This window comes from Paraburkholderia sp. BL6665CI2N2 (assembly GCF_004366535.1).
Taxonomy (GTDB): domain Bacteria; phylum Pseudomonadota; class Gammaproteobacteria; order Burkholderiales; family Burkholderiaceae; genus Paraburkholderia.
Map to the genome: position 1 here is coordinate 201,759 of NZ_SORC01000003.1, position 19,500 is coordinate 221,258.

Consider the following 19,500-nt stretch of genomic DNA (forward strand, 5'->3'; position numbering starts at 1 on the left):
ACTTCTGCCACTCTGGTAGCTGGGCAACAGCCAGAAGGCGTACACGTTCGAGTTCGGGGGACCACTCAGCAACCTATCGAGTGCCCGAACGCCCCAGGTGATAACTCCAACGGAACGCCCGGTGATGCGCAGAGCGAGATCGAGGAACTCGAGCCCGCTAGTGATCGTTGCCGCCGACGCCGTCCGGTAAGGAAGGTTGCGCGACGCCCACATGAACCCGCAGTTACCGATGATTAGTTGAACCTTACCGTCGAGCCGCCGCACTGCATCCACGATCCCACGGCTGGCCGCGTCAGTCGGCAGCTTGTTTCCGTGAGGCTCCGCACCGGTCGCTATCGCGTTGAGGAATGGCACCCTCCAAAACGATGGATCCCCTACGCTGAACGGCATCACAGCGTGACGCGCTTCAAGTTCGGCTGACGATTCCAATACCGCGTCCTCAGTATCAAGATGAAGAATTCCCAGCCAATTCATGTGCCAACTCCGATTCAACCCACCGCCGCCTAGGCGACGGCTCTCCTGAGATGTCTACATTTCAACGACAACTTAGCCTCCGGTATCCTGGCCGCCGAACGCATACATCAGCCACGAACGCGCATAGGTTTTCTGACCGGCTGGTCTTCGCACTCAGCGGAATTCAAAGCGCCCCGTGGCGCGGTAATCGGAATCGCCTTCGAACCGAAATGACTCCGGTCGCAGATTCACGATCGCCGCTGGTTGCATCAATCTCCATAGACATCGAAGGCAAAGTATTTCTTCTCGATTCGCTCGTAGGTTCCGTCCTTTCTCACGTCAGCGATCGCCTGGTTGATTTTCTGTCTGAGCGCTGCGTCGTCTTTGCGCAAACCGATCGCATTCCCCTTCGAGCTGGACGGATCGACAATTTTGTCGCCGACAAATCCATAGCCAGCACCACGAGGCGTTCCCAGGAAGCCGAGCTGCGCTTGGATGTCGCCAATCAGCACTCCGTCAAGGCGCCCCACCGTCAAGTCATCGTAGACGAGATTCTGATTCTGATACGGGACGACTGTCGCTCCTTTCGGCGCCCAATTCTTCTTCGCGTAAGTTTCTCCAACTGTACCTTGCTGGACGCCAACCGACTTTCCGCGCAGTGCCTCGGGCGTTGGCAATACAGTGGAACCTTTTTTTGCCACAAGGCGAAGTGAGGAGTTCCAAAGCTTATCGCTAAATGAAATCTGTTCTGCGCGTTGGGCGGTTACGGTCATTCCCGACATGATTGCATCGAACTTTCGTGCTTTGAGCCCAGGGATCATTCCATCGAAGTCATTTTCAACCCAGGCGCACTTCGCGTGGATGCGAGCGCAAATTTCGTTACCGAGGTCGATCTCGAACCCCGCCAGCTTGCCGCTTGCATCCTTGGACTCGAATGGCGGATATGTGGGATCCACCCCGAATCGAAGGGTTGACACATCATTTGCATAAGAACAAACCGAGAACACTGACGCCAGCAGGAGCAGGACAACTGCTTTCATTACCGCCTCACAATTGAATAGGCCAGATATCAGGACATTCCAAGCCAGCTTCCGGGTCAAATGGCAGACGGTCTTACCCGACGCATTGGAATTGCATCGCATGGTGCGCCAATCGACCTAGGTCAAAGCTTGCGCGTGCTTGTGTAATGCAGAATACTAGGTATATCAACCATTCGTCAACCCACGTCAACCGTATTTCCAACGCGTCATAGGTATCGCGCCACATGTTGCAGAGGATTTTTTGTTTAGCGGTCGAGGCGTCAGATGGATGTTGGGAGCCGGCGAGATCGGTCCGCGAGCGATAAATAAAAATCGCTTGTGCTAACCCGCTCCGCAAGCGTTCACTTCTATGGTGGGCATTGAATGAACGGCGCGGTGATTTGCGGTACCCGAGGGGTGGCCATCGCACGCCAAATGTGGGTGGTCTGACACAACCGGTCGCGCGAAGACAGTGAGAATGGGAGGGTCAGCGAGCAGATAGTGCGGAGTTTCGCGACATTGTGATGGTGCGAAGACGGCAAAGAACGAGTCGGTTTGCGTCAGCTGCATGGGGAAGACCAACGTGCTGGGGGCTGGTGCTGATGCCGGCCAGTGTCCATGGCTGGGATCAGGTGGAGAGAGGGTGCCAGGCACACCGCCTTCGATGCGGACCATGTGGCCCTTGTCGCACACGGGGCAATCGCGCAATGACCTGCCATTCTGCGCGCGACGTAACAAAATAACTCCGCGTCGGAGCATTCCGACTTCGAGACGAAGTGATGAAGCGATTGATGCCGGGCGCTCACGCGCTGAGGTTCCGGATGCGCCGCCAGCGGGTCGACACTCTTGCGCTGGATCGGGAGCATCAACCCCCGACAATAGCCAGTCAACCCGGAGTTCACGTGGCCAAAACGCGCCCGATCATCCGCGCCGCTAGCAGGCTAGCTTGATCCGCCGATGGATATTTCGTTATTCTAACTGATTCATTTCACCGAATTCGTGCAAGATCGACTTCAGCTGGGCTGTGGCGATAGCTCCCGCTGCGAAGCCGGCGAAACAAATTTCAACTCAACGCATCATCAATGACCGACGCCTCACCTGTCTAACGTTTGCTCGCAGGCACGCCCGTGCTTCCGTAAGATCTCGCTCTTAGAACGGTGCTTTGGAGACTTGAGAAGTCCGGGCGAAGTCACGCGAGCCATGGCACGACGGTCAGGGCGTGACAACCTGATATTGAAAGTACTTTTTTGCGATCTTATCGAGCGTTCCATCCTTTTTCAACGAGGCAATCGCCTCATTGAGACGGACTTTCAGTACCTGATCTTGCTTGCGGACGCCGAAAGACACTCCACGGCCACTTATCTTCTCATCGAGCAGACCTGGACCAACAAAGGTAAAGCCTTTGCCTTCAGGCGTTTTCAGGAAACCATCCTCCGCGCTTTGCTGTGATTGCAAAGCAGCATCAATTCGGCCACCTGCCAAGTCCGAGAACACCGCGCTTTGACTCGGATATGTGACGATGATTGCGCCATTCGGTGCCCACTTCGCTTCTGCATAGAGTTGCTGAGTTCCGCCTTGCTGAACCCCGACGCGCTTGCCTTTGAGCGATTCTGCGTTCGGTAAGATATGACTGTCCGCGCGCGCCACCAGACGCATCGGGGTCGCGTAAATGACGGATGTAAAATCAATTGCTTTTTCGCGCTGTGGGGTATCCCACATACCCGAATTGATAGCGTCGAACTTCTTCGCCATCAAGGCCGGAATGAGCCCATCGAACGAATTTTCAACCCACATGCATTTTAGCTGCAGTCGCGCGCAAACGGCATTGCCGATATCAATATCGAAGCCTGTCAATTCCCCGCTTGGTAGCTTATATTCAAACGGCGGATAGTCTGCCTCAATGCCGAAGCGCAGAGTATCTGTGGCAAACGCAGAAGACGCCAGCAAGCAAAGCACGGCGGAGGTCACCAGATGTTTCATCTCGGCTCCTTTATGGATCGATATTTACGGTTTGGTTAAGCTGATTCACTTAAAACAGGCTGCGTTTTGGAAGTGCTTTTGGCGCAATGTGAGCCGCGCAGGGACTAGAGGGTGTTAGGCACTTTTTGTCGGACCTGGTATCCTGGTGGGATGAAAAAACGCAGGCCTTACCCAACGGATGTATCGGATGAAGAGTGGTACTTCGCCGCTCCGTACCTGACCTTGATGAACAAGGACGCACCGCAGCGCCGCTACGAACTGCGTGAGATGTTCAACGCGCTTCGCTGGATCGTACGCGCGGGTGCACCGTGGCGTTTGTTGCCCAATGACTTTCCACCGTGGGAACTGGTCTACCAGCAGACGCAACGCTGGATTCAGGCCGGCTGTTTCGAGGCCATGGTGAATGACCTGCGTTCGATCATCCGGATCGCCCAGGAGCGTCGTGGTCAACCCAGCGCGGTCATTCTCGATGGGCGGACCCTGCAGTCGACCTGCGAGAGTGGACCTCGCGCCGGTTACGACGGCTACAAACGCAAACGTGGCAGCAAGGTCCACATGGCGGTTGATACGTTGGGGCAATTGCTTGCTGTGCATGTTACGCCGGCCAACGAACAGGAACGTGCGCAGGTCGGAGAACTGGCGCGTCAGGTTCAGCAGGCCACGGGCCAGACGGTCAAGGTGGCGTTCGCCGATCAGGGATATACCGGCGAAGAGCCTGCGCAGGCAGCACTCGACGAAGGAATCGAGCTTCAGGTAATCAAGCTGTCGGAGGCGAAAAAGGGCTTCGTGCTGTTGCCGCGCCGCTGGGTGGTCGAGCGCAGCTTCGGCTGGCTCAACCGCTTCCGCCGGCTGGCCAGAGACTACGAGCGATTGCCCGAAACCTTGGCTGGTTTGCACTTCGTCGTATTCTCCGTGCTTATGCTTGTCCACTTTGCAGCCCTTAACAAAAGTGCCTAACACCCTCTAGAACAGGGGTACTTCTCATATCAGTGTCTCCGCCATTTATAATAAAAGATGCTGACTGCAATATCGGCTGTGATCAAACTGCCTCTGACTCAGACGAGCTGGACCTGATCGCTGCCGACTGCGCCAGATCCTCCGTGTGAGACTACTCGAGAGCTGCTTTGGCGAAATGCAGAAGGTCGAGCACTGGAATAGAAGTCACCGCACGGATGGTCTTCCGGAAGTCCGGGACCAATGTGCATTCCAGCAGCAAAACGCCGACATCATTCAAGACCCCGTCTTTGCCGAACGCCTTGATCAAACGCTCAGCTAACTGTTGGGCCATGCGCTCCTTGCTCCATCTGCATGGTTCTTGGTTGGCCCATGGATCTAAGCCCCAGCTCGCCCAATCCGGTAGGTCGCAGATACTCACGCAGCGAAGACGTTCAAAGCCGGGCTGATCAGCGAGTAGAGGCACGAGTGGCGTGGCGTCCCAAGTGATAATTCCGACCGGCTGATTGGTTATGCGCAGGGCAAGATCGAGAAACTCAAGCGCGCTGGTTAGCAGGGGCGTCGACGTCTGTCCGTAAAGGTGTTTGCGGGAGGCCCACATATAGCCGCAATTGCCGATAATGAGGTCGGTGTGTCCATCGAGCCGCCGAGCCGCTTGAAGGATGCCACGGGCGGCCTCGGGAGTCGGAACCTTGTTGGATACGGCATCCGCACCCTCGGCGACGGTCTTGCGCAGCGGCACTGGCCACAATGTCGGGTCGTCCACCATGAACGGCATCACGACGGCGTTATAGGCGTTGTCCGACCGTTTATCGGGTAAGTCGTCGGGATCCAGCATGATGACCCCCAAAGACGGCCTCTTCTCATCGGAATTCGCTGTTTCCATCTCGCTGTTATTGGGCTCGGGTCTGGACATTTTCACTTGATCCATGCGCTGAGTCGCTGATTCGACAACCATTTTTCTCATGGCCAGAAATCTAGCTATCTCAAAGTAAATTGAGCGGCGAGCTCCATGGCACCCGCCGCACTTATCTTTCGGACCACGCCGTTAAAGGCCTATTTGGCTACCGGTCTGGCCGTCACCTCGAGCAATGGCGCGATTTCGCCGTTCAGGAGACTTGCGAAAGCATGGAGCAAGTCTTCTTGCTCCCTGTGATCCAGTACATAGCGCGTTGCCATCCGGAACTTGCCCTTCAGTTCATCCACCGACATCGGCGCGTCCGGGCCATAGGGAGGCGTTACCCTGGGCGACGAGTACGTTCCTCTGGTGGTTACAACGTCTACGCTATTGAACTCAAAGTCCGGATGTGATCCTTCGTCCGGCTGCGGCAGGTGTTGATACGCGTAGGCATGTTGGGCGCTGAATTCGGCGTTCGGGACGATTTCAACCTTTTCGGCAAGCGCGCAAATATCTTCTCGACCGATCAACGACTCGTCGATTGGCATGAGCGCTTCGGCGCCCAACATAGCCATGACAGCGATGCAGAAGGGAATGCTGTACTGGATATCGGAGAGATTTTCTGGGCGCGTCTTGTTGGACAGCTTCAGCGCATATTCGAATATGTTGACCCTGATTGCGGTAATTTCAGCCGGCTTAATGTCATGTTGGGAGACCAACGTTTCAAGTGCCTTGAGCGCGCCGTGGAAATGTCGGCATGTCGCGTACGGCTTGAAATAGTTCCCGTTAATCTTCATCTCCTCCTCACCTAACCCTCTGAGGATGCGCCGGGAGTTGTAAAAGGGTAAGTGATCGAAAATGTCGGCAAAGCCGATATGCCCCAACTTGCCCAAGATCAACGAGGAATAGCCCGCCACGGTGCTCCAAGGGAGCCCTTCCTGTACATCTCCTCCGAATTGGCGGGTGTATCCCGTAGCGATCAGATTAGGGCTATAAACGCCCGACAACGCCAGGCCGTTTGCCAGCTGTTCAGGAGAACGCTTGAGTAGCCAGCCCGCCGCAGCGGCCACACAGAAGCCGGTCCAGACGCCGGTCTGGCCGTGCTCAAGTGGCTGCCCGTGACTGCCACGTGCGGCCTTTATCCGGGTTCCGACCTCGTAGCCGACAACGATTGCAGCGAGGACGTCGTCTGCGGACGCTCCGGTCTCGGCGGCAAGAGCCAGGACCACGGGAATTACCGCTGCGGCCGGATGTCCCCAAGCCTCGATCTGCCCATCGTCCATATCGAGGAAAGCCGCAGCAGAACTGTTGGCAAAAATCGCACCGGCCGCGGTTGTACGTCTGCCGTCAAACCAGATGGCCACTTCTCCCTTCCCGAACAGATCGATGGTGGCCTCACGCGCCGCGACCACACTCGGCGAATGGAGCGCGGCGGCAGCAGCGGCCAGGGTGTCGAGGACACACAGTGCGGCGCGGTGCTTGTCCGCGCCGGAAATGTCGGCTGCCTTCAAGTTGCACACATAGCGGGCCAGGAGGCCGACTGTCGAAACCGTTGAAGCGGTTGAAGCTGTGGACATTTCGTTGATTCTCCGTTGATAACGCCTGCGCAAGAGCTTTCTTAATATGCCTAGTATGCCAACTATATCATCGACAATATTGCTGTCAATAACTGCGTTGGTGCCCAGTTAGTGAAGCGGCCGACGATGAAACAGCCACCCCGCGTCGTCGGGAAGGGCGTTGAAGGTTCCGGACCGCGCTTTTTTGGTTTCGAAGATGGCTTCCAGTCCAGACATCGAAGCGGCGAGGTAGGACGACATCGGCTAGTTACAGTAATTCGCAGAGTGCAGCAAATACTTAGTACTACAGCCGTAGATCTGGGTAAACTGGAGGCACACATCCTCGTCTTCGGTAGTGGCACTGCTGGGCGCGGTACTGGTGTCGGCGCCGCCATGCCGACCAGGACAACACGTACGCGATAGAGTGGGCGCCGCGCCACAGGATGCGACAGAGCAGCCGGCGGATCTCCTGCACGCTGAGCGGCACCAAACCTTCAGGTGTTTTTTTTGCCGTGCACCCGCAGGGTGACGAGTACCGCATGGGCCAGCAGAGCCAGCGTGATGTGGCGATACCAGCCCTGCCATCGGCGCACCTCATACTGATCGAGTCCGCATTCGCCTTTGGTCGCCTCGAAGCCGGTCTCGATTTCCCACCTGCGGCCCGCCACGTTCACCAGGGTTTGCCGTGTGGCCTTGCTGCGCGGCGCGTATACGACGTAATACGCATGTTCGCGTTCCTCGTCCAGGCTGCGTCGCACCAGCAGGTAATGCCCGAAGCGACGCTCCTCTTCGGTGATCTGCAAGCGCTACAGCGGAGTCAGCGCCCAGTCATACAGGCGCTCGCCCTTGGCGCCGGCACCCGCTGACAGGCGGCGCCATGCCCTTGCCGGCAGGGCCTCGGCGATCCGGTCTGCCCGTACGTACTCTGGACCTTTCCACCATAGGGGTTCGTTCTTCGCAACGGCCAGCACGAAAGACTGGCCGCGCGACTCGAGCCACAGCCGCAGGTGACGGTCACCGCCGTAGACTTCATCCCCCGTGACCCAGCCGCACGGCACCCCTGCGTCCAGCGCCCGCTCAAGCATACGACGCGCAAGCTGTGGCTTCGTTGCGAATTCCACCGACCCGGGAATGCCCGCTGCCTCGCAGCGCACCCGGTCATCGGTCCACACCTTGGGTACATACAGTTCGCGGTCGATGAACGCACTGCCGCCACGACCGGCATAGCAGAGGAACACGCCGATCTGGCTGTTCTCGATACGACCTGCCGTGCCACTGTACTGGCGTTGAACACCGGCCGAATGCTGTCCCTTCTTGAGGAAGCCGGTCTCGTCCACAATCAGCACCGCGTCACGCTCGCCCAGTTCTTCCACTACATAGCTACGCAGCACATCGCGAGCGGCATCCGCGTCCCATTGCGCCCGCTCCAGCAGGTGCTGTACGCCATCGGGTGTCGCTTCGCCGATCCATTCGGCGAGTTGCCAGCCGTTCTTGCGCTCGACTGTACCCAGCAGGCCCTTCAGGTATGCGAGCGACCGCTGTCGGGGCTCCGGACGCCTGAACAGTTCCCCGAGCCGCTGGTGCAGTACCTCCAGTTCACGCTCCCACGCTTTTGCAGTCGAATGCATAGCCTTAACGTGTAGTAGTCCTTATTCATATAAGTATAATGAAAAATCTACGGCTGTAGTATTAGAAGCTGTTGCGAAATTAGTTAAACAGTGGCTTGAGACGTGTCCAGCAAATTAAGGCACAAGCCAGAGACAGGAAGGCTTCATGGATATGGGCATAACGTTCGTAGCGAATTTTCAGGCGTCGAAACGAGTGAAGCCATGCAATCGAACGCTCGACTGGCCAGCGCGTTTTGCCGAGACCACTTCCATGGGGCGAGCCAATTTGCGAGCACCGGCGTGATGCCGCGTTCTCTCAAACGTTGCCGATGTGGTTCGGAACTGTAGCCCCGGTCGCCCTGAACGATTTGTGGTTTATGCAAGGGGTGCCCCCGCTTGCCTCTGATGTGCGGAATTGCCTCAACCAGCGCATTGAGTTGGGTAATGTCGTGGCGGTTCGCTGCACTCAGGATGACCGCGAGCGGGATGCCTTGCGCGTCGACGATGAGGTGGTGTTTGCTGCCGAGCTTGCGCCGGTCCGTGGGATCCAGACGCCTGCTTCCTGCCATGCGACGAGCCGTCGCCAACAGGCAGTGCCTGAGCCGCACCCGATCTCCTGCGGCAGGAGATTCCCGCGATGCCTGAGCGCAGTACGAACACGATGCCTGTCAGTACCGCGCGGTCGGGTGTTGGCTTGCGCCCCGCATATTGCCGATTGCGAGGTGCTCGCGCAGGCAGAAGTGGTTCGATGAGTGACCACAGTTCGTCGTCTATGAGTTCTTTAGGCATCGCTTCCTGTCAGGCAAAACAAGACAGAAAGTTAACACCAAGCCAGAAAAGTTAACAGCCCCAGAACTTAATTTCGCAACAGCTTCTTAATACTACTGTGTCACAAAGAAATATTTGCAGCGAAGCGATACCTGGTAGTATTGAATAATACAGACTTCGGGCGATCGCGATGAGAGAAGATGTCGACGAATTTGACGCGTATCTGAATCATCTGGGGCAATCGTTAGGGCACGCCGATCGTCATGCCGGCCTCAAGGGTTACTGTTCAGGTCTGGTGTTGCCGCTGTCGCGCAAGAGCGTCGAGCCGATGGCCGCGCACATTGACCCGCTTCACGCGAGTGCGAAGCACCAGTCACTCCACCACTTTGTGGCCAAGGCAGACTGGTCTGACCGTGCGGTCCTGCAGCAGGTACGCGAATGGGTGATGCCCGCATTAGACACACACGCTGCTGAAGAAAGCGGTTATTACTGGATTATTGACGACACCGGTTTTCCAAAGAAGGGGCGTCATTCGGTCGGGGTGGCACGTCAGTACTGTGGGCAGCTCGGAAAGCAAGACAAATGTCAGGTTGCAGTGAGCCTGTCGATCGCGACGCAACGCGGCAGCCTGCCGGTTGCCTGGCAACTGTATGTCCCCAAGGAATGGATTGGGGACCGGGAACGTGCCTGTCGCGCTGGCATTCCCGACGATCTGGCTTTTCAGACCAAGCCACAGATTGCGCTGGCCCAGCTTCGCGAGGCTGTAGCATCCGGCGTTGCGCCGGGCATCGTACTGGCCGACGCCGGGTATGGCGACGAAACCGCATTCCGGGATGGCGTAACTGAATTGGGTTTGTTGTACGCGGTAGGGATCCGGCCGGGCACCTCTGTATGGGCGCCAGGTACGGCGCCGCTTCCGCCCAAGCCCTGGAGCGGGCGCGGCAAGCCACCGAAATTGTTGCGCCGTGCGCCCGGCCATAAACCGCTCGTGGTGAAGGAACTAGCCATGCAATTACCCATGAACGCCTGGCAATCCGTAACCTGGCGGGAAGGCAGCAACGCAGCACTTTCCTCGCGCTTTGCCGCCGTACGGGTTCGTCCCGCACATCGCGACTATTGGCGAAGCACCGTTCGCGACGAAGAATGGTTGCTTGTTGAATGGCCTGATGGCGATACGGAGCCGCTCAAATATTTTCTCACTACTGCCCCCGGGGAGGCGACACTTGAGCAGCTTGTGTTCGTGACCAAAATGCGCTGGCGCATCGAGCGCGACTATCAGGACCTGAAACAGGAGTTCGGGCTCGGTCATTACGAAGGGCGAGGCTGGCGTGGCTTTCACCACCACGCCACACTGAGTATCGCCGCATATGGGTTTCTGATGGCTCAGCGACTCAGAATGCGCTCGGATGAGCGCGATAAAAAAAACTTCCCCGAACGCGCGCTGCCTGCTCTTCCCCCGGATTACATCCCCCGGGGCAGTCCAGCGCGCTCAGCGTCACGTTCCTGATTCCATTTCCACGTTGCGCATCCTGCTTGGACTAAAGCTCATGCAACGATGGCATTCTTCCTGTACGGTAACAGACCGCGCAACTACTTATATGACACAGTAGTATTAAGATGTCGAATGAGAACTGTCCCACCGCTTCGCTCGGCTCGCGCTCTTTTCGCCTTGTCCCGGGAAACCCACATCTTGATTCGACGCGCGCGGAAGCTGCCCTGTGGTTTACAGGAGCCCATGCCGTGTAGCAACGTTGCGTGGCCCCACCAAAATCTGCGTCTTTAAGCTATGCGATGGTGCGCGTCGGTAACTCCCCTAGCTCGTCCAAACCACTACCGTAGGGTACGGGGTGATTTTTTTCGATTAATCAGGACGACAAGAATGTCAACATCCGCTCAATGTCGCGCCAAAGGTCCACGGGGCTTTCTAGTCCGATGCTGATGCGCAAGTAGATCGCATCCGGATTGTCAGACCCGTAGTTGCGTAGACCATCAAGCGACATTGGCGCCAGGAGGCTACGAGTCCCCCCCCACGAGGCGCCAATGGCGAACAGCTCAAGAGAACCAAGTGCGCGGTCGACAAGAGAGGCGTCTCGCGACCGGAGCTCAATCGTAAAGACGCCCGTACTTCCATGGAAGTCTCGCCGCCAGAACTCGTGCCCCGGAGACTCGGGAAACGCGGGGTGAATGACGCGAGCGACGCTGCGGTGGCTGCTTAGCCGTTGGGCAAAGTCGAGCGCGATCGACCCTACATGTGCCAGACGCACAGGCATGGTTTCGATGCCGCGCAAGGCGAGAGAGCAGTCATCTGGCGATACGCCTACCCCCAGGTTCGCCAGTTGCTCGCGCACTTTCACGTAAACATCCATCGATGCAAAACTCAGCGCGCCAAGCAGCAAGTCCGAATGTCCGCCTACATACTTCGTTAGCGCTTCAGCGACGATGTCGACGCCAAAGGATAAAGGCTTGCAGAATAGCGAGGTTGCCCATGTGTTGTCGCAAGCTGTCAACGCGCCGCATTCCTTTGCAACTCGCACGATGGACCGCATGTCGCAGACCTCCATCGTGGTGGAACCGGGTGCCTCCATCCAAATAAGTTTGGTCTGGCCGCTTTTTACCAAATCACAAAGCGACTGCAAGTTCATGGGATCGTAAACATCAAACGCCACACCATAGCGCGCTAGTACCTCCTGCGCGAACTGCTTGACGGGCGGATAGATGTTATCGGGAATAAGAACATGGTCGCCCTGGGAAAGCAGGGTCAGCATCACTACGGTTATTGCAGCCTGCCCAGACGGTACCAGGACGGACCTAACGCCGCCCGCGAGTTGCGTGAGCTGGCCCTCGAGCGCCCGAGTTGTCGGGGTTCCCATGAGACCGTAGCTGTATCCATCTGGGAATCGAAGGCCGCGTTCACGGTAGCTTTGTGCGTCCGGGAAAACAATCGTTGACGCGCGGTACACTGGCGTGGAAAAGCTCCGGAAGCCTTCTATCTGCGCCAGTTCCCTATGCACACACATTGTCGACGGTTCAAAAACCTGGTCAGTCATTTCACTTCCTACATGCGTCAAGAGAAAATTAGTGCACCGCTCCTCGAGCGGACTGTGGAGACTAGACGAAAAACCAGGCACCTTGCGAAGACATCGAGCAGGTCGCGCACCGGTTTCTGACGGCGTGTCCACGCTCCAGGAAATCGCAATTCGCGAAATTTGTCGCCCGCAGCGGACCCGGCTTCTCAAGAGTAGTCGCGTTGCCCGCGTGCAGCGCCTGGTTGCCGCACTCGCGGGCGATCGCAATCACGATGCGACGGCCGTTAGTCTCGATCTGCAACCGGCGAACTTGCTTACTAACGTTTGCAGATCGACCACTGCTAAAGCTGGCGGAAACCGGCCACACTATCGGTAGAACTGCCCGCAGAAATCCTTCACCGTAAGGCCCTTCGGAGCCACGTCTTCCGCCGTGAGGCCATAGCTCAGCATGATCTTTTTGATGGTACCGTTGGACTCGTTCTGTGCCAGGCTTTTGTTGAACAGGTCGCGAAACTCAGTGTCTTCAGGCCGAAAGGCAATCCCGCCAGAGTCCTTCTTCTCTCGCCCATTCACGACGAGTCCTTTGAATGGCACAGCACGCTCCAGTCCACCGAGGTTGGGGTCTCTGAGGAGCCCGGCCACGGTTCCGCTGGACAGCAACAAGGCATCAATCCGGCCTCCCTGCAGAGCGGCGATACCAGCGGTATTGTCCTGATACATCTGAATGCGTTCTTTTGAAATACCCGCCGCGACTGCATCGGCCGTTGTGGAGTCGCCACGAATATCGCCTACTCGAATCTGAGGATTCTTTGCGATTCCATCAAACCCATGGATATCCAAGGGACTGTCCTTCTTCACCATAGCAGTGACGCCACTGGAGTCGACCGGATGGGAAAAGATAACTTGCTCACACCGCGCCGGCGTAATGTATAGGCCTGCGGCGACAACGTCGATCCTTCTTGCCAGAAGACTGGGGATGAGAGCGCCCCAATCCATGACGACGAAATCAACTTTCTTAACCCCCATCGTACTGACCACTGCTTCAATCACGTCAGGATAGATGCCCGAAACTTCACCTGACTTACTGTCCACTCCCCAAGGCCACGTGTTTGCAATCCCGATCGTGAGCTCGCCCTCTTCAGATACCTTTTTTTTCAGCGTCTGCGCGTTAGCAGCGGGCACCATCGTCGTTGTCGCAACTGCGAATGCCAGTCCGAGCATTACCATGCGCCGCTTCAAGTCTATCGTCTTCATGCTTATCCAACTCCTGTCGATTCCAAACAATGGAATACCTTCGGATGATCTATTGAAGTCCGCGAATTACTGACAGACATGGACTGCCGGCCGCGGCGTCCCGACCCCGGTCGCCCTTCATCAAATGGCGGTCCGGAACAAGCGTCCCCAGCCGGGTACAAGGTCCTCACACCCCGAAAGACGCAGCGCATGCCAACATAGCGCCTGATTGGATGTGACAATCGCCTTGCCGGTCTCCGTTTCCAGATCCTCGATGATGGTGGCTGCCCGCATCTGCGTGCACGAGATAACGATAGTGTCCACGTCCGAACTTCTGACAATCTGCCGCACCGCATCTGCAATGCTATCCGGCGAGATAAACGGTGCATCATCTCTGACGGTGCCATGGCCATTGTCAAATTCGCCCACGGCACTCACCTGAAATCCCGCCTCTTCAATTTTTTCAATCGCAATATTGGCGACTTCTTTCGGGTATGGCGATATAAAGCCAACCCGAGCAGAGCCAAGAGCACGCAGACCTGAAAGGATCCCGGTGAAAGGATCCGTCACCTCCGCCTTCGGGTGAATAGCGCGTACGCAACGCTTCAGGTTCTCGGGACCGATTACCACCGCTGCCGACGTACAACCAAGCGCCACGACATCTGAAGCGAGCCGAGAGTTGATTTGGCGAAGTGCCACCTCGATGCCGTCGAACGTGTCCGCCAGAAGGTCTTCCGATATCGGCTGACTCTCCTCGTCCGGCGACGACGAGATCCGGCTTTCAAAAAGCGCCACACCGGGGATTGCCAACATGGCACGTGCTTCGTGGGACAGCGTTTGATCGCAGTCGATCACAACCATGCCAATCTGCGCCCGTGCGCCGAATCCTGCGTCCGTCCGGTAGGGAATAGCGGTCCAAGACATGCCGCCGGATTTTTCGTGTGTTTCAAGCATGACGTCTGCTCACAATAGAGAACCATGTAACTGAAAGACGCAAGTGATCTTTGCTCCGCGTCGTCGTCCGCGTGGAAAGAGTTTTCGAAGGATCCATAGCGCGCCGTCGTACCGTAGCGCATCGTGCAAGCAGCCCCGACGATGCCTCGCACCGATTCGTGCCTTCTCGAACACGGTGCGTTGGCCGGGCTTGCGACTCCTTCGCACTATCAGAGTGCTCCGAGCATACACTGTAAAGTGTACCTGGCATACCTAGAATGTCAACCTCAGAAAGCGAGCACATCATGGGCAGTCGCCTCCCGTCGCTCACGCGCTTCCCGGCACTCGGCCGCTAGCGCATGTCCGCACAAAGCTTCATTTTCGACTAGCCACCGCAGGCGTTCGAGAACAGCCGCGGCGGCTAACAGTCGAGCATGCGCCACATCGAGCCACGAAGACTTTTAGAACTTATGGCGTATTGCGGCGCGGACCACTAGCTGATTCTGAGTCGACGAGACACCATTCGCGCCCGGTACGTATGCAACGTCTAAGACAGAACCGGTCGTATCACCACCGACGTGCTGGTAGGCACCCTGGAGGTAGACGTCAGTCCGCTTCGAAAGAAAGTAATCAGCCATGAGACCGATTGTCTGGTAGTTGGGATTACTCTCACCGGCGGCCGTGTGCAGTGTCGCGCGGGTATAGGTGTACAACGCTCCAAGATAGAATGCGGGCGTGAACTGATACTTGGCGTTCAGCTCAATGTTTTGGAACCGCAGGCTCGATGCGCTCCCGCCGGTCGGGGCGATAGGGCCAACGTAACCCGACGACACCGGATTCTTGACATCCGTGTTTGAGTAAGCAACCCCCAGCGTTGCACTGCCGATCGTGTAGTTGATACCGACACCGAAGATGCGAACCCGGTCTGCGACGAAGTTCTCGTCTCCGCCGTTATTGACGGCGCCGTATGCCGTTGCTGAGGGATTGTTCGCCTGGGAATACGAAGCCGCGATCAGAAGGCTGTCAGTGGAATATTGGGCTCCGATACTGTACTGACGGTTGTTCGCGAAGTTAACGTCATTCGAGAAGCTGTATGTTCCGCCGAACTGGAAGCCGCCGTAGACCAGGCTAGTGTACTTGACCGTGTTGTTCACTCGGAACGTGCCATCGGCGTTGTCATTGTCGTAAGGGTGGGAGAAAAGATAGCCCGCCCATGAACCATTCGCTGTGGTGTTGGCGAAATAGTCGACTACAGAATCGTATTGACGCCCAAGCGTCAGCTTACCCAGCGTTGGACTGGAGAGCCCCACGAACGCTTGTCGCCCAAACATCAGGCCGCCCTGGCCCAGACGGCCGGTGTTCACGTCGAACCCGTTCTCTATCTGAAACACCGCCTTCAGTTGTCCTCCCAGATCCTCGACGCCTTTCAGGCCCCAGCGACTACCTTGGACATAGCCACTTTGCAACTCATACGCTTTGCTGCCGGACGAGTTGTTGGTGAAGTCAAACCCTTCGTCGACGAGCCCGTACAGGGTGACTGAGCTTTGTGCATGTGCTGATATCGCCAGACCGGCCGAAATCGATGCCGCAAGAAGTTTCTTTTTCATTTAGACCCCAAAGTAGTACTTCGCCTCTTAGTAGTTCTAAGCTCATACAACGCTGCAAACATTGTTCGGCCGAGGACGCATGGAGCGAGCCTCCCTACCTGGGCGCATCACGAGTGCGCCCATAGCAGGCTCTTCAGTGCTCAAGGATTAATGCAACTCCAGACCAAATGTCACATGCTCTCGAACCAACACAACATGGACAAACTGGAACGCTCCTTTATGCATGCGACAACTGGCTGAGAAACTTCTGCGCTCTGGCATGTTCGGGCGCGCCGAAGAACGCCTCGGGCGCCGCGCATTCGAGAATCTGGCCACTGTCCATGAAGACGACCCGGTCTGCGACCTGCCGGGCGAAACCCATTTCGTGGGTCACGCAGATCATCGTCATGCCATCGTTGGCCAGGTTGATCATGACGTCAAGAACCTCCTTGATCATCTCGGGGTCGAGTGCCGAAGTGGGCTCATCGAAAAGCATGATTCTGGGTTTCATGCACAGTGCTCGGGCAATGGCCACACGCTGCTGCTGACCTCCCGACAGCTGGCTGGGATGCTTTTTCGCCTGGTCGGCGATTCGAACGCGCGTGAGATTCATCATGGCGACGTCCTCCGCTTCCGACCGTTTCATCTTGCGTGTGCGCATCAAAGCCAGCGTGCAATTATCGATAACTGTCAGATGCGGGAACAGATTGAACTGCTGAAATACCATTCCGACTTCGCGTCGAAGGCTAGGCAGGCCCCGCATCTTCACGTGCATTTCGTTGCAATCGACGAAAATGTGGCCTTGCTGGTGCGTCTCCAACTGATTAATGCAGCGTATCAGCGTCGATTTGCCTGATCCTGAGGGGCCGCAAATGACGATTTTTTCTCCGAAGCTCACATCCAGATTGACGTCTCGTAGTACCTGGAATCTTCCGTACCACTTCGATACGCCTTGCATACGTACGGCTACGCCTTCGCTTCTTTCTGGTGCGAAAGAATGCGTTTTCGGCTGCATCACTTCAGATGCCATGTCTCTCTCCATTACGACTCTGGTCCGGCAATATGCCTGCGACCGGTTTTATCCGTGGTTCCGAACGGTAATCCCGAAATATCGCTCCACCTTCGCAACGAGCCAGACTGCGATGAATGCAAGCAACAAAAAGAGAATTCCAGCAACAAGCATGGGTTCGGCATATCGGTATGTGTCCGAGGCGACGTCCATAGCACTGCCGAGCATTTCTGGAACGGCGATGACAGCCAGGTAAGGCGTCGATTTGAGAATTGCAATGGCATACGCCCCCAACGGTGCCGCGACGTTGCGGATCATCTGCGGCGCAATCACGAAGTACAACGCGTCCAACCAGGCAAGCCCGAGACTCTTGGCTCCCTCGCTTTGTCCGATTGGCACCGCATCGATACCCGCTTTGAAAACCTCGGCCATATATCCTGAGTAGTAGAAACTCACCCCGAAGATGCCAACAAACATCGCTGGCAACACGATGCCATACGAGGGGAGCACGAAGAAAAGGAAATAGAGCTGAACTAACGCAGGCGTTGATCGGATTGCATCAATGATAAATTGCGCTGCCGGCCGAACCACTTTATGCGATCGCCTCAGCATCTCCCAGAAAAAACCGAGGAAAAGAGCGCCGATGAAGCTTAAAATGGCGACCAAAACCGTATTGCCGATACCCATTAATACTAGCGGGACGATCCGCAAAGCGAAGGCAAAATCGAAAGTCATGTCCGACTCCGTGCGGTCCCAAAAAATCTTTCGAGGTAGCGACCGAAAATTGTCACCGGATAACAAATGATCAGATAGGCTAAAAGCAGGCTCGAATAAATAAGCAGTGGGTTGTAACTCAACTGTGATATCTCCTTAGCGCGAAATGTCATGTCGCTCAGCGTAATCAGGGATACGAGTGCAGTGCCCTTCATCAATTGGATGAGGTCGTTGATGAACGTTGGAATCATTGCGCGGATAGCCTGAGGCAGTTCGACTAATCGCAGGACATCGAAGCGGTTCAATCCGAGAGCCAGACCGGCTTCGCATTGTCCCCGGCTCAGGGACTGCAACGCAGCTCTGACAGCCTGGCTGCTGTAGGCGCCAGAGTTCATTCCTAGAACAAGTGCGCCCACTGTGATACCCGATAAAAAGATGCCAAAAGCCGGCAATGAGTAATAGAACGCATAGAGAAGCACGATCACCGGTGAGCTTCTCCATAATTCAATTACCGCAGTTACAGTCTTTCGAAGAAATCCCGTGGAAAAATGCTGCAAGACTCCACCCACAAGCGCAAAGGGAATGGCGTACAGGAGCGCGAAAATCGTTACCGTCGCAGTAACGCCGAAGCCCTTGTAAATCGCGAGCATAACTTCTGGAAATGTCATTCTGGCCTCCCGTCAAAAAAGTGCGGTTTCACCGATAGCTAGCGCCGCAGATCTGTTTCGCCGTCACGTCCTCCGGCGCGACCTCAGCTTCACTGAAACCATATTTTGCAAATACATGCTTGACGGTCCCATCGACCCTTCGCTTCGTAGGTCCGCTGTTGTAGACATCGCGGAGTTGAACGTCTTCTGGTCGAAATGCGATCGCGGCATAGTTCGCCACTGGACGGCCATTTGCGACCAGCCCTGTGAACGGCGTAGCTCGCTCTAGCTTATCGCTCACCTTGGGATCCCTGAGGACGTTGATCACTGTCGCACTTAATTCGGCATCGGCATCGATTCGACCAGCGAGCAACGCACCGACCGACGATTCCAGGTCTTTGAGCAAGACAATCCGATCTTTTGGAATGCCCGCTGAAACGGCTTGCTCGGTCACTCAACTCCCGCGTCCGCCGGCCATGCAGACCGCCGGATTCTTTGCGACGTCGGCGAATTTATGAACATTTAGGAGAGTGCCCTTTCTGACCAACACCGCGTCGCCAATCGCCAGGTCTGGGTTTGAAAAAACGACCTGTTGACAGCGCTGCGGCGTGATTGCGAGACCCGAGGCGACGGCGTCGATTCGCCCGGACAGCAAGCTGGGGATAAGAGCGTCGAAGTCCACGACCACGAAATCAATCTGCTTTACCCCCATTGGGCCGAGCACAGCGCGGATGATATCCGGGCCGAGACCTGCAACGCTGCCGTCTGTATTTTTATAGCCCCACAGCGCCTGGTTGTGAATACCAATCGTAATTTTGCCGTCCCGCAGCACTTTTCGTTCGATCGACTGGGCGTTTGCGCGTGAGACGCCGTCGCACGTCAACGCCATTGCAACGGCCAGACGTACCGCCGTCCCTCTGCCAGTCCCCCCTAGATTCATGCTTGCCTCTTCTTCCTAGTTGACGGATGAAGTATACTTGGTATGCTAGGTACGTCAAGCAAACAAAAGTCGCGCGCTGGCAGTGTTTTCCCGAAGAGCTCGATGTGCAGCAATATGTTGTGCATCCTTGACGCAGCTACCGGCTGGCAGGACGAAGACTTGATCTGAGCCGTATGT

The 19,500-nt window shown here is 56.4% G+C and carries 15 protein-coding genes and 3 pseudogenes; 2 read left to right on the plus strand and 16 right to left on the minus strand.

Annotation, left to right across the window (positions count from 1 at the left end; genetic code table 11):
* Positions 1-722: 722 nt before the first annotated feature.
* The 3 genes and pseudogenes from B0G81_RS42355 to B0G81_RS42370 all read right to left on the minus strand — a co-directional run bounded on the left by B0G81_RS42355 (position 723) and on the right by B0G81_RS42370 (position 3,452).
* Complete coding sequence (locus tag B0G81_RS42355) at positions 723-1,493, minus strand: ABC transporter substrate-binding protein (protein ID WP_106285513.1); 771 nt, start codon at positions 1,491-1,493, stop codon at positions 723-725.
* A 725-nt stretch (positions 1,494-2,218) separates the two neighbouring features.
* A pseudogene (locus B0G81_RS42365) lies at positions 2,219-2,374 on the minus strand (transposase); the annotation flags it as partial.
* A 310-nt stretch (positions 2,375-2,684) separates the two neighbouring features.
* Positions 2,685-3,452 (minus strand): ABC transporter substrate-binding protein, encoded by a 768-nt coding sequence (locus tag B0G81_RS42370; RefSeq protein ID WP_106285440.1) that lies wholly within the window; start codon positions 3,450-3,452, stop codon positions 2,685-2,687.
* A 150-nt stretch (positions 3,453-3,602) separates the two neighbouring features.
* Between B0G81_RS42370 and B0G81_RS42375 the strand changes: the two genes are divergently transcribed.
* Positions 3,603-4,409 (plus strand): IS5 family transposase, encoded by an 807-nt coding sequence (locus B0G81_RS42375; protein ID WP_116146006.1) that lies wholly within the window; start codon positions 3,603-3,605, stop codon positions 4,407-4,409.
* 151 nt (positions 4,410-4,560) lie between these two features.
* Here B0G81_RS42375 and B0G81_RS42380 read toward each other — a convergent pair whose 3' ends face one another.
* The 4 genes and pseudogenes from B0G81_RS42380 to B0G81_RS42395 all read right to left on the minus strand — a co-directional run bounded on the left by B0G81_RS42380 (position 4,561) and on the right by B0G81_RS42395 (position 9,256).
* Positions 4,561-5,337, minus strand: a complete 777-nt coding sequence (locus B0G81_RS42380) for a hypothetical protein (RefSeq protein ID WP_243856930.1) — start codon at positions 5,335-5,337, stop codon at positions 4,561-4,563.
* 125 nt (positions 5,338-5,462) lie between these two features.
* Entirely contained in the window at positions 5,463-6,881 is a 1,419-nt protein-coding gene (locus B0G81_RS42385; RefSeq protein WP_106314846.1) for an MmgE/PrpD family protein, read from the minus strand.
* A 283-nt stretch (positions 6,882-7,164) separates the two neighbouring features.
* Positions 7,165-8,488: pseudogene (locus B0G81_RS42390) on the minus strand (IS701 family transposase).
* Between the two features lie 79 nt (positions 8,489-8,567).
* Positions 8,568-9,256: pseudogene (locus B0G81_RS42395) on the minus strand (IS5 family transposase).
* Between the two features lie 169 nt (positions 9,257-9,425).
* Between B0G81_RS42395 and B0G81_RS42400 the strand changes: the two are divergent.
* Positions 9,426-10,742 carry an IS701 family transposase gene (locus B0G81_RS42400; protein WP_106285442.1) on the plus strand — a complete coding sequence of 439 codons (1,317 nt, stop codon included), beginning with the start codon at positions 9,426-9,428 and terminating at the stop codon, positions 10,740-10,742.
* Between the two features lie 358 nt (positions 10,743-11,100).
* Here B0G81_RS42400 and B0G81_RS42405 read toward each other — a convergent pair whose 3' ends face one another.
* From B0G81_RS42405 to B0G81_RS42445, 9 genes are all read right to left on the minus strand, one after another.
* Positions 11,101-12,282, minus strand: coding sequence for an aminotransferase class I/II-fold pyridoxal phosphate-dependent enzyme (locus B0G81_RS42405; RefSeq protein ID WP_208328657.1), 1,182 nt, complete (start codon positions 12,280-12,282; stop codon positions 11,101-11,103).
* A 345-nt stretch (positions 12,283-12,627) separates the two neighbouring features.
* Positions 12,628-13,515, minus strand: coding sequence for an ectoine/hydroxyectoine ABC transporter substrate-binding protein EhuB (gene ehuB / locus B0G81_RS42410; protein WP_106285444.1), 888 nt, complete (start codon positions 13,513-13,515; stop codon positions 12,628-12,630).
* Positions 13,516-13,635: 120 nt separating this feature from the next.
* Positions 13,636-14,448, minus strand: coding sequence for an Asp/Glu/hydantoin racemase (locus tag B0G81_RS42415; RefSeq protein WP_106285445.1), 813 nt, complete (start codon positions 14,446-14,448; stop codon positions 13,636-13,638).
* A gap of 440 nt (positions 14,449-14,888) precedes the next feature.
* Positions 14,889-16,034 (minus strand): porin, encoded by a 1,146-nt coding sequence (locus B0G81_RS42420; RefSeq protein ID WP_106285446.1) that lies wholly within the window; start codon positions 16,032-16,034, stop codon positions 14,889-14,891.
* Between the two features lie 217 nt (positions 16,035-16,251).
* Entirely contained in the window at positions 16,252-17,043 is a 792-nt protein-coding gene (locus B0G81_RS42425; RefSeq protein WP_106285447.1) for an amino acid ABC transporter ATP-binding protein, read from the minus strand.
* Between the two features lie 48 nt (positions 17,044-17,091).
* A complete protein-coding gene (locus tag B0G81_RS42430; protein ID WP_106285448.1) occupies positions 17,092-17,757 on the minus strand; it encodes an amino acid ABC transporter permease in 666 nt (221 codons plus the stop codon).
* Positions 17,754-18,404 carry an amino acid ABC transporter permease gene (locus B0G81_RS42435; RefSeq protein ID WP_106285449.1) on the minus strand — a complete coding sequence of 217 codons (651 nt, stop codon included), beginning with the start codon at positions 18,402-18,404 and terminating at the stop codon, positions 17,754-17,756. The genes B0G81_RS42430 and B0G81_RS42435 overlap by 4 nt, the downstream gene beginning before the upstream one ends.
* A gap of 28 nt (positions 18,405-18,432) precedes the next feature.
* Positions 18,433-18,837, minus strand: coding sequence for a hypothetical protein (locus tag B0G81_RS42440; protein ID WP_106285450.1), 405 nt, complete (start codon positions 18,835-18,837; stop codon positions 18,433-18,435).
* Positions 18,838-19,323, minus strand: a complete 486-nt coding sequence (locus tag B0G81_RS42445) for a transporter substrate-binding domain-containing protein (protein ID WP_106285451.1) — start codon at positions 19,321-19,323, stop codon at positions 18,838-18,840.
* Positions 19,324-19,500: the final 177 nt, after the last annotated feature.